This window comes from Plantactinospora mayteni (assembly GCF_016862935.1).
Lineage (GTDB): Bacteria > Actinomycetota > Actinomycetes > Mycobacteriales > Micromonosporaceae > Plantactinospora > Plantactinospora mayteni.
The window spans coordinates 24,085-37,070 of record NZ_BONX01000077.1; the positions used below are offsets into that span (position 1 = coordinate 24,085).

Consider the following 12,986-nt stretch of genomic DNA (forward strand, 5'->3'; position numbering starts at 1 on the left):
CAGTCGCCTACCCTGCGACCAGCCAGCCGACAGCGCCCAACCGCACGAGGATCGAGGCGGTCAACTTGAGGTATTCGGGTCGCCGTAGGCGACCGGTATGTGAACGGGCCAGCAGAGGGCCACTGCCGGGTACTTTCTCGCTGCACCCGTGCATGCAGCTCATCGCGCGTGTGCGTGGCCGGGCTGGCCCACTGGTAGGCGGCGCCGGCCAGTAGCTCGGCGGCGAGGTCGTCCAGGCGGTTAGCGATCAGGCTGTACTATGCCTGGGCCATCTCCTCGGCCGGATCGCGTCCCCTCATCCCAGAGATTGATCGCCCGTGAGTCGACCTTTAGATAGACCCGCGTCGGCCGGTGAGGTCGCTGTCACAGTAGGACTGCTGCTTTCGTCGTCGCGCCCGTGCATACTGCGCAGCGTCACGAGACGCGAAGCTGGGCGGTAACGCTTTCGGCGAGCTTACGATGGGCACCGGTGAGGCCGCGAGTTTGGGCCAGCCCAGCATATGGATCCTCGCTATTGGGCTTGACCAGACTGCCTCGACGCACCCACACATCCTTGGGCCTGATCAGGTAGTTCGTGGTCAGAATAGTTGCGCTATGTGCCAGCAAGTACTCCAAAACCCTATGCAGCTTCGCGCTGCTTCGCGAGTACCGACTGAGCGCCGACGTGCACAAGACGAAGTCTCCATCGGATGCCTGCTGTAGCAAATCAAGAATCCACCGATCAAACCGCGGATCGATCGCGCTAAACACGGTGGCGGTGGTCGTGCCCTCACGAGTGAAACCTGGCTCTGCGGCCACCTCATCCCCGGAGGGAAGCTGTGGCATCGAGGCCGCCGGAAGTTTCAGGGCCTGCCGGCCCCCATCCATGAAGACGTCCGTCAAGGCGCTCAGGCAGGCCCATGCTCGAGGATACTGCGCGGCCAGTCCGTTAAAAGGATTCTGGCCAGCGTAGTCGATCGGTTCACGCTGCCGTGACGCGAGGAAGTGCGACAGCGGTCCAGTGGCATACTCGGTCACGGCGATGATGCCCGATGCCAGCGGCCCGGCATGGTGTGCCTGCTCAAGGAGACTGTTGCGTACGACCACGGTGACCTTCGCTCGGAGATGAAGTGGTGCGTCGAGCGGCTCATGATCGAACACCTCCTCCACAAACGGCGCGATCAGAACGTCCTGTTCCCGTGTCGACAACGTCGCGAACGCCTCCGCCCGCGACAGGACGTCCTCCCCGATCTGGTGCGCGAGGTCCACGTCCACCTCGCACGCATCCGCCAGTAGGGCGGGTAGTTGCTCCTTGCAGTACTTGATCATGTAGTTGGGATCAGGGGCGCTCATGCTCTCCAGCCATATGTCGTCGGGCAATCAAGCGTCAAGTATGCGTTACGACCGTCACCCCGGCCGCCACCGATGAGGTCCTCCCGCGTTTGTGGAGTCTCCAATCTCCACGGACTTGGTGGAGCCCGTCGTGGTGGGTTTCTGTAACGGGCAGGGGGCATCGGTCGGACGCTCCCACACTCGAGAGGGCTGAGGATGCCCGGCGAGCTGCTGTTGGCGGCGTTGCCGGTGGTGGAAGACCTCCAAGTAGTGGGCTCGCCAGCGTTGAGGCCGCGCTCGCTGTCGGCGCGTCACGGGCGGCTGGCAGCCGCTGGTTCCGAGAGTCACACGGCCACGCTGTCGGAGTGTTGCGTTGGCGGTCTGCTGCGCCTACCGTCAACGCATGAACACCTGTTTCCGGCAGGTGTGCTGGGTACGTGTGGCCGAATCCCCCTCGGACACATAATTACCACATATCGATCATGGATCTCGTGGGTTGACCTGCGCGAATGCGCCCGTGGTTGGTGCGCAGCGCTCTTGATCGCAGACGACGGCAATCCTGTTGGCGCGTAGGAACGTGGCCAGTTCGTCTGGACTGCTGGCTTTTCCGGCGATGCTCGGATGGTCGGCTAGTCTGGCGATGATGCGGTCCTCCCTCAGGTAGAGGATCTTGGGACGCCGGCTGGCGCGTCGTTGGGCACTGGTGTGGCCGCATCGGTAGCCGGGGCGCTGGTTGACCCAGTGGGATTCCATTCTCCGGCCGCATGGACCGCAGCGCAGCAGGCCAGTGAACAGGTAGCTGCGGGTGGTGCCGTCGTGGGTGCTCCGATGGGCGCGGATCGCCTGGATGGCGATGAAGTCCTGCTCGGTGACCAGCGCGATGTGGGCTTGCTGTTTGGAGACCACCCAGTCTTTGGTGGGATTCCAGCGGATGGTTCCGCATGCGTCGGGTCCATCGTGGGTGGTGTCGACGTCGGTGCGTTGCCGGTTCCATACTTGCCGGCCGGTGTAGCGGGGGTTGGCAAGGATCGCCGCGACAGTTCGAAGGGTCCACCTCTCTCCGGCGCGGTGGTGGTTGCGGCTGGGGTCGACGGCGGACGGGCAGGCGACGGCAGCGTCGTTCAGGGCGCGGGCAATGCCCGCCAGGCTGTAGCCAGCCAATCTTTGGGTGAACATCCGCCGTACGTGTGCGGCCGTGGCCGGGTCGGGTTCGAGACGCTGAAGTCGGCGACCCCATCGAGCGTCTGCCGCATTGGGGTGGGGACCGGCGTCGATGAGCCGGTAGCCGTAGGGTGGCCTGCCGCCGAGGTAGCGCCCCTGCTCCCGCGCCTGAGCGCGCATCGCGGTGATAACTCGGTACCGGGAACGCTGCACCTCGCGTTTTGACTGGGTGCCCAGGAGCATGATCAACGCTTGGTGGGTCGGATTGTGGCGGTCGACGGGCCCCTCCGTCTCGGCTAGCCATAGTTGCACTTCGTGCTGTTCGAGCAGCGGCATCAGGTTCAGCAGTTGGTTCCCGGAGAAGGCTCGTTCGTACTCGCCAACCACGATCGCGTCGAACCCGCGAAGAGGATCGCCAAGCCTGGCCAATAGCGCCGTGGACTGAGGGCGGTGCCGCCAGCTTCGGCGGCGGGAGCAGCCGACGTCGAAGTACTCGGTAACGATCGCCCCGTGATTGGCGACGAGTTCGGTGGCGCAGTCCAGTTGCCAGTGCCGGGACGTCACCCGGTCCTGGTGCTCGACCGTCGACATCCGACCGTAGAACGCAAACCGCAGACCGCCCTGTCGGTGGCTGCGCGACTGGGCACCTGCCTCCGACTGCTCGTTCAACCACCGGGCCAAAGAATCTTCGAGATCTTCACTCTGATCCTCCGACACGCGACATTTATACCGAAGAATTCCTGTGATATAGGCGGACAGACGGTCCGCCTCCACAGGCGCCGCCCGCCGCCCGGACGCTTGGCAACGGCCTCGACCAGCCGAACGGAACCGTCCGGCGTAAATCGACGCCAGGTGATCATCGTTCCACCGGAGTGAGTGAACTTCAGCTGCTGGCGTGCATCTATACCAGCATGTCAAGCCTGGTCATCTGGTGGGCGCCGTTGGGCATCGATGTTGTGCGGGCAATGGACCTAACCTCAGCTCTACGTGATGGGTTCTTGGCCCCCGTCCGTGGCGGCAAGGCGCAGTTCTTCGATGTTTCGCACGACGATCGCTCGGTAGCCGGTGTCGAGGATGCCCGCCGAACGCAGAGCGCGTAGGGCCTTCTGCAGGCTGATCTCCGCCGCGCCGCAGAGGGTGGCCAGCTCTGCCTGGGTGAGTCGGATGTCGATCACGACACCACTCGGATCACGTCTTCCGTATGCGGTGGCGATCTCCCAGAGGACCCGGGCCAGTCGCACCTTGACGTTGTAGGACGCGAAGTCGACTCTCCGGCGATTGGCCCAGCGCAGTCGGTCGGCGACGATGCCGGCGACTTCCATGGCCGCCTCCGGGTTGCTGCGCAGGAACGCGCGGAACTCGCTACGGTGGATGATGCGGATCATGGACGGCCTGCAGGCCGTGACCGTCGCGGTTCTCGGTGTGCCGTTCAGGGCGGAAATCTCGCCGATGATGTCACCGGGCACGCGGATGGCCAGGAGGGCTTGGCGTCCGTTCGTCATGGCGGCGGTGACCTTCGCGAGAGCGTCATCGAGCAGGACGATGTGGGATTCGGTGGCTCCTTCGTGTAGGACGACCTGCGACGCGTCGACCCAGCGCCGGACGCCGATGGACAGCAGTCGACTGCGTGCCGCTGTGTCGAGGCGGCCGAGCAGAGTTCCGGGCAGCCACCGCTGGTCTGACACGTGCAACCTCCTGGTACGGCTCGGCGCTCACGCATAGCTCAGTTCTCGCTACAGGATGCTCCCACTGTGGTCATTACGCTACGGACAGGGCCAGCCCCATGACGATCACCAGGCCAGCTGCTGTCAGGGACATGGCGAGCCACGGCAGACTCTTGCGGACCCGGGTGTGCTTACCCATCGCGATCAGGGCAAGCGTCGAGACAAACTCCCACGCTTCGTTCCGTTGCTGACGCACATCGGCTGCAGTCGGTCGCCTGCCGGCCCTTGCGAGGTTAGGGAAGCCGAATCTGTTGTCACCGGCGACGCCGACCAACTGCGGACGCATCGCACGGATGAGGTGCCAAGAGGCGACCGACAGCCCGGTCAGCAGGCCGACTAGTAGCACCGTCCCTGCAACCGACACGGTGGTACCCGCGGACAGTAGCGACGCGGCGGGTTCGGTCACCGCAGTGGCCACCGCACCTTCCGTTGCCAGGAGCGTGGCGGCCTTGGTGTCGGCGTGACGGATGGACGTCTGCAGCGACGTGGCGGTGGCCAGGCCCACCTGAAGGTCACGCCAGGGGTCGAGGGTCGAGGGTATGCGCGGTTGGCAAGAAGCTCCCATGCCCCCAGGAAACGGGACCATGACGGTGTGCAGGACGTCCAAGTATCGGTTCTCGTTCCGCAGCCATGAACGCGACAACCCGTACTTGTATGGAGTCTTCTCTGCTGGCGGCCGGTAGAGATGGACGTGACTGTTCGAGTTACTGATTGAAGGGTTGAACGGGTGGCCGACTTCGCAGATCCGCACCGGCGGGTTCTTGTCGCCGTAGACATGGAGAGTTACAGCGTCCGAGACAACGTCCTGCAGTACCGGGCACAGCAGGCGTTGCAAAAGATCATGCAAAGCGCCTGCGATGAGGCGGGGCTCGACCGCGCCAAGTGGCGCGTCCAGCAGGGCGGTGACGGTCAACTCGCGATCCTGCCTGCCGGAACCAGCGAGAGAGTTGTTGCCACCCGGCTTACACCGCTCATCGACCGGCTGCTGCGGGAGCACAACCGTGGCCTGGCACCCGAGGCTCGGGTTCGATTGCGTCTTGCCGTGCACGAGGGCCCGGTCCACCTCGACGGCGCCAACGGCTATCCCGGTGACGCCGTCGTGGACGTCTGCCGGCTGGTGGACTCGCCTCAACTCAAGAACGCGTTGCGGCGCTTCCCTGGTGCGGAAGCAGCGCTCATCGTCTCGGACCGCATCTACCAGGACGTCGTTCGGCACTACCAAGATCTACGGCCGGAGCATTTCCTCCGGGTAATGGCCAGCCTGCCCGACAAGAAGTTCGAAGCACCCGCTTGGATCTACGTCCCCGGCGAGAACGCGGCTGGTCGACGACCGATGGACCACGAACGTCTGGGACAGGCCGAAGATCATCCCGACGATGGCACTGTTAACCGCAGGGACCGTCCTGTGCCAGGCACGGCCGGCGGCGGCCAGGTGTTTCACAACATCACCTCACACGGGCCGACGGCCTACGGTAACGGCAACATCGTCTCTACGAACAGCCCTCAGGACATAGTCGATCCGAGGTGGCCCCGTCGATGAACGAGGATCCGCTGTCGTCAAACGGGGCTTCCGCCCCGTCAGCCAGTGCAGAGGCTGAGCTTCAGGACGATCCGGTCCCACAGCTCGCGGCCGTGTCGGAGGCTCCAGCCCAGCCGATAGATGACCGCGACACGTCAGACAGCGAACCGGATGAGACGATCGAGCCTGACTCGTTGTGGATGGATCCGCAGGTCGGCGAGGAGTTGTACGGTGACCAGTTCGCCGGAAGTTCCTACGCCGACATAAACGCGCACGGGCCAGCGGCGTTCGGGGACAACAACACCGTCTATGTGACCTACGAGGGTCAACCACCGGCCAAACCGATCATCCGGCACCTTCCAGCAGTGCCCGACCTGCTGAAAGTGTACGCGTACAGCGCCGCTGACGAGCCCCTCGCCGCGGTCCTGAACCACCGCTCCACGGCCTGCCTGACGGGATTGTCGAACACAGGCAGATTCAGCACGGCTTGTGCCGCCCTGGCAAGACACCACCGTGCCGACCGGGTACGCGAGGTGCTGCTGCCTGCGGACGTCGAGCCTGACGTCATCGTCCGCGACCCGGACTGCATCGCTGAGGATCACGGCTACGTCCTCCGGTTGGCCGGTGACAGACACGTCACCGTCATGCGCCGTCTCGCCGACACCTTCCGCCAGCGTTCGGCCTCGCTGCTGCTGATCACGGATGACGACTTTCGCGCGAAAGTACGGCACAGCGCTGAGGTACGCCACCAGCGACCCCTGCCCCGTGAGGTCTTCCGTCACCACCTGCGCCACCTGTTATACGAGCGCTGGCACCTGACAAGCGCGCAAGGCGAGCAGCAGATCGACTGGTACCTACAGACTACGGAGCTCGGCGAGGCTCTGGACGCCACTAATGGACCACGGGAGGCCGTCGCGATCGCCAGTGCCATCGCGAAGCGTCATCCCGTTGATGAGTCCGCGATGAAGGAAATCCTGGCTCTGTCTCAGCCGAGGCGCCGCGAACATGCAGCCGACATCCTGCGGTCTCGGCGTGCAGAGGCAGACCGACGACACCGGCGCGCCGACCAGCACGAGCGGGCTTTCCGGATGTCGTACGCCGTCTTCCACCGCCTGCCGCTGCACTGCGTCTTTGAGGCGGCAGATCTGCTGCTGGAGCAGATCGACGGCGAAGCCAACCGGCCGGAGTGGGGTCGGATGGCACTGCAGCACCCGGTGATCGAACTCCTCGGGCCTTTGAGGGAGGACTGGCAGGAAGGACAAGAAAGGGCCCAGTCACGCGGAGGTGCCTCCCGCTTGGCGTGGCTACGGGACCCCAAGATGCGCGGTGCCATCATCGACGTCGCCTGGCACGACTTCGACAGCACTCGACCCGCTCTACTCAAGTGGCTCAAGACCATGGCGGCATCCGACGACGATTTGGTACGCCGGGCGACCGCCCAGGTAGCCGGTCTCCTCGCTCACCACGACTTCGATCGAGTGTGCCGCGACCTGATCGACGGGTGGGCGGCGTCGCCTCGCCCCCGGTTACGTCAAGCCGCCGCCTGGGCGATCGTCACTGCGGACTTCGGCGGCCACGTCACCCAGCGGGTACGAAAGAAGGTGCGCGAGTGGGCCAACGGTCGACTCAACCACCACCGCGACGCCGCCGCGCTCGTCTACGCGAGCGGCCTGCAACAGCCCGACCTCAGCTGGAGCCTGGCAGATCTGCGCCGCATCGCCGAAGACCGGATGCAGCAGAACATGGGCTCGGTAGCGGAGGCCGTCAGTCAGCTCTACGCCACCGACCGGACGCACCAGATCATCTCCGAGCTTGCCGACTGGGCACAGGCCCCGCCGCTGCAGAGGCACGCCGCCAACGCCCTGCTCGCCTTGGCCGGCAAGAGCACCTATGAAAGTAGAGGCGCACCTGATCTGCTGGAGCGGCTGGCCGCGCGCGATGTCGACGGCATAGCGCTCGCTCGGATCTGGCGTGTGGCACTGCTGATCCGCCAAACCTCACCAGCTGGCTGGACGGTCCTCGGCGATTGGTTGGCCCATGCGGACCTCGACGACAACCTCCGCAAGCCCGCAGGCGAGATGGTTAGCGAACTGGCGGGCGACGCCACCGTCCGTCGCCGAATGCGCTTCTACCTGGCCCGACACCCCAAGTTCTGCAACGAGGGCCTACCCGGCTGGATCGAACTCGCGATGAGGGACCGGTGACATGACAGACACTCCCACTGCGAACACCCCACCCGTCGGCCTGTGGCGCCGACTCGGAAGGTGGCTGTTGGCGTTCTGGCGGTGGCTCTTCCCCCCGCTGGCGCCACCGGAACCGGCGTTCGTTCCTATCACGCCACCCCCGTCACCGCCTGGTCGGCTGACCGAACGACGTCGTCTTGCACAACCGATCGTGGTACCAGCCCGGGGCTACGTCTTCAGCTTCAACGTCCACGCGACCTTCATCTGGTCGTCCGACGGCCTGCCCAGGGAGATGCTGGGTGGCTTGGCGCAGTATTTCATGCCCTACGCCATCCGAGCGATCACCCAGTTTGTTGCAGCCCGTGCCCGCAACCATCCCGCGCACCGGGCACGTGAGCTGGAGGCCGAGATCCAGCGGGCGCTGGCTGACGGGGATCCCTGGCGGTACGAACGCGGCGGCATGGAGGTCACCTGCCGACCCCACGTCTGGGTGGAGCTCGACGAACACGTCAAGCAGACCATCCGCCCGTACTGGGAGGAGCTGATTAAAATCGACTGCGAACACGACGTGGATGTCAAACGGGCGCAGTACGCTGAGCGGCTCAGCCGACAATGGCTGGCCGTCCTGGAAAAGCTCGTGGGTAGCCCAATCGCCGACGGGGCCGCCCAGATGACCAGCGAAAAACTCGCCAAGGTGGTCGAGAAACTCGTGGCTGAGCAGAAGGCGGAAACGCGACGTGTACATGACCTCCTGAATGAGACGATCCGTAACGGAGAACCTTTCGAACAGGCGGAAGCGTTCGATGTCTTGATCGAGACACATAGGAATAAGGTTCGATAGAAAGTAGCCCGGCCGCTGTTTCAGGCCACGCCCTCTGGGTCGATACCCGTACAAGTCGTCATGGAAGATCGACTCTTCGGGGTTTCAAGGCCAGCGCGACCACCGTCTGCGCCACGCGATCAGCCACAGTTGGCACACCCAACACTCTTGTGCCACCCCCCGGCTTTGGGATCTCCACCGCCTTTACCGGCGGCGGGAAGTACGTCCCCGATGACATCCGATTCCAAATCTTGTACAGATTGTTTCTCAGATCGGCTTCGAAGTCCTCGATGGACTGCCCGCCCACGCCTGCTGCGCCCTTGTTCGCCCTGACTCTCTCGTACGCCTCCCACACCAGTCGTTTCGGAATGTCAAAAGGCTTGTCCTGCGGACTTGACATGTTCACCCGCTTCCTCCCGGCACACGGCCGGTTGTTCGCGCGAACAGATCAGCGGTGAGTCGGCCCCTTCACTCCACCCCGATTACCAGGCATCACCACTACTACGAGCCGGTCCGCCAGCGGACCCCGCATCGGTACTCAGCACCTGACGGTTTCCGCCGTCCGGTGCGCTCCCTCTCGCTCCCCCAGCTTTGCTGGCGAGCCGTATCGGCGTCCACCTTCCCACGTTCCACGCAGAAGCCGCAGACCGGACTCGCGCCGCCTCCATGCCGGACACCGCCTGGCTAATAAGCGGGCACCCGCCAGGCTCATCCCGGCACCATTTAACCGCACCGGTTTTGATGTCATCTTCTTGTTTTTTCGACACGTCAATAGCGGTTCGCTTACGCTCGCCTTTCCGATCCCCACCTGACACGTCAAGCGTGCCTTTTCCTCAACGCTCACCACGACGGTCTTCAGCCAACGCAGCTTGAGGCGGTTTGACATCTCCCCCCCCACAGGGCGATGCCGAAGGGCCACAAAACCTTCATCTCCTGCACAGCACCGCATCAAATGAGATCCCCTACATCGACCTCACTCTCCGCGCTCGTGGCGCACTTAAAGATCAAGCTGAGAGGATCACTTCGTATCGGAGTTCCGCGTCCCTATATGTTGATCTTGCCTAACATGGCGATTCCCGTCTATCGCAATCGATTCCGGACAGCACTCCCGGTGACTACGGGCTTACCCGGAATGGCTCATTCGGCCGCGAGCCGAAAACGGCTCCTGTTCCCCTGCCATGCCTAGTCCATTCCTACTCGGTAACCGTTCAGGTTGTTACTTGGGTCAGGGCGCAGAGTAGCCCAGGAGCGCTATTCAGAACGTGGTCTGGCCGTGCACTGTGGTTGTGCCTACCGTAACCGAGGGGCTGTGGTGGCCGAGCCCCACTCCCACAGCGCCTGCAGGACCGGTGCGAGGGCGCTGCCGCGTTCGGTGAGGGCGTAGCGCACTCTTGGTGGCCAGCCCGGCTCGCGGTGCCGGTCTAGGGCGCCGGCCTCGACCAGTTGGGTCAGCCGGTCGGTGAGGACCTTGTCGGAGAGTGTGGGTAGGGCCTGTGCGAGCTGGCTGAAGCTGCGTGGGCCATGCAGCAGTTCGAGGATGACCAGGGCGGTCCACCGGCCGCGTATCGCGGCGAGGGTGATCTCTACTGGGCACGACGGGTCGGGCTCGACCACCGGGCCCGGGCAGCTGTGCAGGAACTCGGTCGCTGGGTAGCTGACCGTTTGGTGAGCCACGAAGGGCCTCCTTAAAGTTGCCGGCACATCCCAGCGTGCCAGGGCCGGGAGCCGGCCCGGATATCGGTACGGCATGTCACAACCGTCCAGGCGACATCCAAGCGGAGGAGCGACGTGGTGCAACCCATTGAGAAGATGGCGATCGCGGAAGTGGTGACTCGGCTCTTTCATGCGCTGGACGCGCATGACTGGGAAACGATCGGCGCACTGGCGACGGATTCCGTCGATCTTGATTACCCGTCGAAACAGGGTGGTCCGGAACTGGTGTCCGCAAACGATTTCGTGTCGGGCCTGCAGAGTTTCCTTCCTGGTTTCGATGCCACGCAACACCTGCTGGGCCCGATCGTGGTCGAACTGGGCGAAGAAATCGAGGGGACGGCGCGGTTCGACGCCCGTGTCACGCACCTGATCACCGAAGCCGCCGATGCCCCTATCTGGGTGATCGGCTGCCACTACACCCTCGGCCTCGAACGGCGAGACGGTGGGTGGAAACTGTGTTCCTCCCGTGTGCGGGTGCTGTACGAGGAGGGCAACCGCGACCTGGAGGCCGCAGCGCGTCAACGGGCGCAGCCATCGTCGCTCTAAAGGACGTCTCGTACCTCATCCTCCGGCCTACCGAACCCACCGACCCCGATCACGTTGACACGCCGAAGATCGTCGCCGTGTTTCTCGTTCACTTCGCGTGTCTTCGGGTTCCCGAACTCGGCCCAACTCGGCCATCACCCCCAGCTAGGTGGCACTCACCTCGTTGGCAGAGACCGTTGGAGGAAGCGCGGCCGGCACGAGGGTGGCCAGACTACTCTGCACCGACGACGTGCGATGGATGGTGGATCTGCTGTTGGCCCTGTAACAAGACCGTCGGAGCGGTGATGTGTGCGGTCTTGGCAACGCCGTCGTGGCCTTCGCCAATCTGGCTCTACTGTATGAGCCCACTGCGGATGTCAGCTGCGGCGTTCAGCGGGCCTTCTGGTCGGTGCCCCACCAGGCCAGCAGGCGTCGCGCGAAGGCTCGGATGCTGGTGTCGCTGACGGTGATCCCAAAGTGGCCACGGGTCTCGACCGACAGGTAATTGCCGAGATCATCCGCATCGGCACCTTTGGTCAGTCTTGCCAGGAGCGGTCCGATCAGGCAGTCGTACTCGTCGACGTTGGTCTGCGGGTTGTAGCCGCCGATGAAGTCCCACTCGTTGAGCAGCCGGCGAAGGCCACCCGCTTGCTGGTCTACGCTGCTGTGCGCCAGGTTCATAAGAGCAAGCCCTGGCGACGCCGGTACGCGGGATAGGTGATCACGGCATAGCTGGCGAACCGTCGCGGCCAGTTCCTGGTTGCCGCGACCCCAGCCCTGATCCCATTCGTCAACGATTACGTGCAGGTCGGTGAACGGGCTGTGCCAGATCTCGTCGAGGTCTAGGTGCCAGGAGACGAAGGCCGAGACGTGCTCGCTGACGGTTCGTTCGTCGATCTCACCGTCGATCAGTCGTTGCGCCAGTGTGGCCAACCACGTGTCCGCAGCTTCCGCTGCGGACGGAACAGGTACGCCTACCTCGGTGAGGGCGTCGGGTAGCAGTTCGCCGATCAGCCGGGTGTCGCTGCCGTCGAGTCCGGCCAGTTCACGCAGCGCCGGCCCGTCGTGCCCGGCGGCGAGCCAGTCCGCCGCATACCAGGGCACCCGCTCGACATCGACGCTGCCCAGTGCGTGCTCGGCGGCGATGAGGTCTGGCGGCTTACCCATCGGTCGGTTCCTGTTCGCGCAGGAGCACGCGGGCCTGCATGAGCGCGAAGCCGAGCAGATTCAGCCCGCGCCACCGTGCGGGGTCGGCGGCGTGTGGGTGATCGGCGCCCAGGCCAATGCCCCAGATCCGGTCGAGGGGGCTGGCTTCCACGAGCACCCGCTCGCCGGTGCCGAGCAGGTAGGTGCGCAGCGTCGAATGCTGGCCGAACTTGGCCACGTTGCCGGCCACAACGATGTCGTAGCGGTGCTGCTCCCAGATCTGCTGGTCGAAGCCGGTGACCTGCCGGCCGAGGGTCTTTGCCGCGTGCGGGTGTACCACCGTCAGGATCTCGGTGGCCGTCGCGTGGTCGCCGAAGAGGGTGGCCTTGCGCCACATCATGTAGTGCTCGGCGGTGGCGAAGCGCAGCCCGTCAACGGTGAACGGCACTGGCCACCACTGGCTCAAGCATCCGGCCCCGATGCTGCCGTCGCGCTGCGGCTGGTGGCCCCAGAACAGCAGGAACTTCACCCGGGCACCCGCACGTACCTCGCCGGTCAGCTCGGCGACGCTGCTCACTGACGCGACCATGCGAGCGAGTGTGCCGCACCAGCAGGTTCCACCGCATCGCCATTACCACCGATACCGGCCACTTCGCTGTCGGCATCACGCTCGTTCTAGGACGTTGCTGCAGGCTGATCGGCGTGCAGGACCAGGCGTGGTCGATATTCCTCGGCTGTCCGGGAGCGGCCGACGGGCCAGAAGATCATTTCGCTGATGTGCAGACATCCCGTTCGGCGCGTAAGGCCGTCCAACAACCAGAAGACGGTTCGTTCATCGCCGCCACCGGTGGTCAGTAGGGTGCGTGCCCGATCAACCGCCAGGG

13 protein-coding genes are annotated in these 12,986 nt (G+C 64.5%); 5 read left to right on the top strand and 8 right to left on the bottom strand.

Features of this window, described 5'->3' with window-relative positions; all coding sequences use genetic code 11:
- Positions 1-414: 414 nt before the first annotated feature.
- The 4 genes from Pma05_RS40550 to Pma05_RS40565 form a co-directional block, all read right to left on the bottom strand.
- On the bottom strand, positions 415-1,359 hold the full coding sequence (locus tag Pma05_RS40550) for a hypothetical protein (protein WP_203862859.1): 945 nt from the start codon (positions 1,357-1,359) through the stop codon (positions 415-417).
- Positions 1,360-1,791: 432 nt separating this feature from the next.
- Positions 1,792-3,189, bottom strand: a complete 1,398-nt coding sequence (locus Pma05_RS40555) for a recombinase family protein (protein ID WP_239314149.1) — start codon at positions 3,187-3,189, stop codon at positions 1,792-1,794.
- A 266-nt stretch (positions 3,190-3,455) separates the two neighbouring features.
- Positions 3,456-4,157, bottom strand: a complete 702-nt coding sequence (locus tag Pma05_RS40560) for a Crp/Fnr family transcriptional regulator (protein ID WP_203862860.1) — start codon at positions 4,155-4,157, stop codon at positions 3,456-3,458.
- Between the two features lie 73 nt (positions 4,158-4,230).
- Positions 4,231-4,701 carry a Pycsar system effector family protein gene (locus tag Pma05_RS40565; protein WP_203862861.1) on the bottom strand — a complete coding sequence of 157 codons (471 nt, stop codon included), beginning with the start codon at positions 4,699-4,701 and terminating at the stop codon, positions 4,231-4,233.
- 270 nt (positions 4,702-4,971) lie between these two features.
- Between Pma05_RS40565 and Pma05_RS40570 the strand changes: the two genes are divergently transcribed.
- The 3 genes from Pma05_RS40570 (at position 4,972) to Pma05_RS40580 (ending at position 8,739) form a co-directional block, all read left to right on the top strand.
- Complete coding sequence (locus Pma05_RS40570) at positions 4,972-5,736, top strand: hypothetical protein (RefSeq protein ID WP_203862872.1); 765 nt, start codon at positions 4,972-4,974, stop codon at positions 5,734-5,736.
- On the top strand, positions 5,733-7,919 hold the full coding sequence (locus Pma05_RS40575; protein WP_203862862.1) for a hypothetical protein: 2,187 nt from the start codon (positions 5,733-5,735) through the stop codon (positions 7,917-7,919). Before Pma05_RS40570 ends, Pma05_RS40575 begins: the two co-directional genes overlap by 4 nt.
- 67 nt (positions 7,920-7,986) lie before the next feature.
- Entirely contained in the window at positions 7,987-8,739 is a 753-nt protein-coding gene (locus Pma05_RS40580; protein WP_203862863.1) for a hypothetical protein, read from the top strand.
- A 58-nt stretch (positions 8,740-8,797) separates the two neighbouring features.
- Here the strand turns inward: Pma05_RS40580 and Pma05_RS40585 are convergent, their stop codons facing one another.
- Positions 8,798-9,118, bottom strand: a complete 321-nt coding sequence (locus tag Pma05_RS40585; protein ID WP_203862864.1) for an RNA-dependent RNA polymerase family protein — start codon at positions 9,116-9,118, stop codon at positions 8,798-8,800.
- A gap of 890 nt (positions 9,119-10,008) precedes the next feature.
- Positions 10,009-10,392: a winged helix-turn-helix transcriptional regulator gene (locus Pma05_RS40590; protein WP_203862865.1), complete on the bottom strand. Its 384-nt coding sequence runs from the start codon at positions 10,390-10,392 to the stop codon at positions 10,009-10,011.
- Positions 10,393-10,509: 117 nt separating this feature from the next.
- Between Pma05_RS40590 and Pma05_RS40595 the strand changes: the two genes are divergently transcribed.
- Positions 10,510-10,977: a nuclear transport factor 2 family protein gene (locus Pma05_RS40595; protein ID WP_203862866.1), complete on the top strand. Its 468-nt coding sequence runs from the start codon at positions 10,510-10,512 to the stop codon at positions 10,975-10,977.
- 369 nt (positions 10,978-11,346) lie between these two features.
- On the opposite strand, the gene Pma05_RS40600 is transcribed toward Pma05_RS40595, so the two are convergent.
- Positions 11,347-12,123 carry a hypothetical protein gene (locus Pma05_RS40600; protein WP_203862867.1) on the bottom strand — a complete coding sequence of 259 codons (777 nt, stop codon included), beginning with the start codon at positions 12,121-12,123 and terminating at the stop codon, positions 11,347-11,349.
- Positions 12,116-12,691 (bottom strand): riboflavin biosynthesis intermediates N-glycosidase, encoded by a 576-nt coding sequence (gene ybiA, locus Pma05_RS40605; protein WP_203862868.1) that lies wholly within the window; start codon positions 12,689-12,691, stop codon positions 12,116-12,118. The genes Pma05_RS40600 and ybiA overlap by 8 nt, the downstream gene beginning before the upstream one ends.
- A gap of 8 nt (positions 12,692-12,699) precedes the next feature.
- Here ybiA and Pma05_RS40610 point away from each other — a divergent pair, with 8 nt between their 5' ends.
- The gene (locus Pma05_RS40610; RefSeq protein WP_203862869.1) at positions 12,700-12,960 is read left to right on the top strand and encodes a hypothetical protein; all 261 of its coding nucleotides are present in this window, start codon (positions 12,700-12,702) and stop codon (positions 12,958-12,960) included.
- Positions 12,961-12,986: the final 26 nt, after the last annotated feature.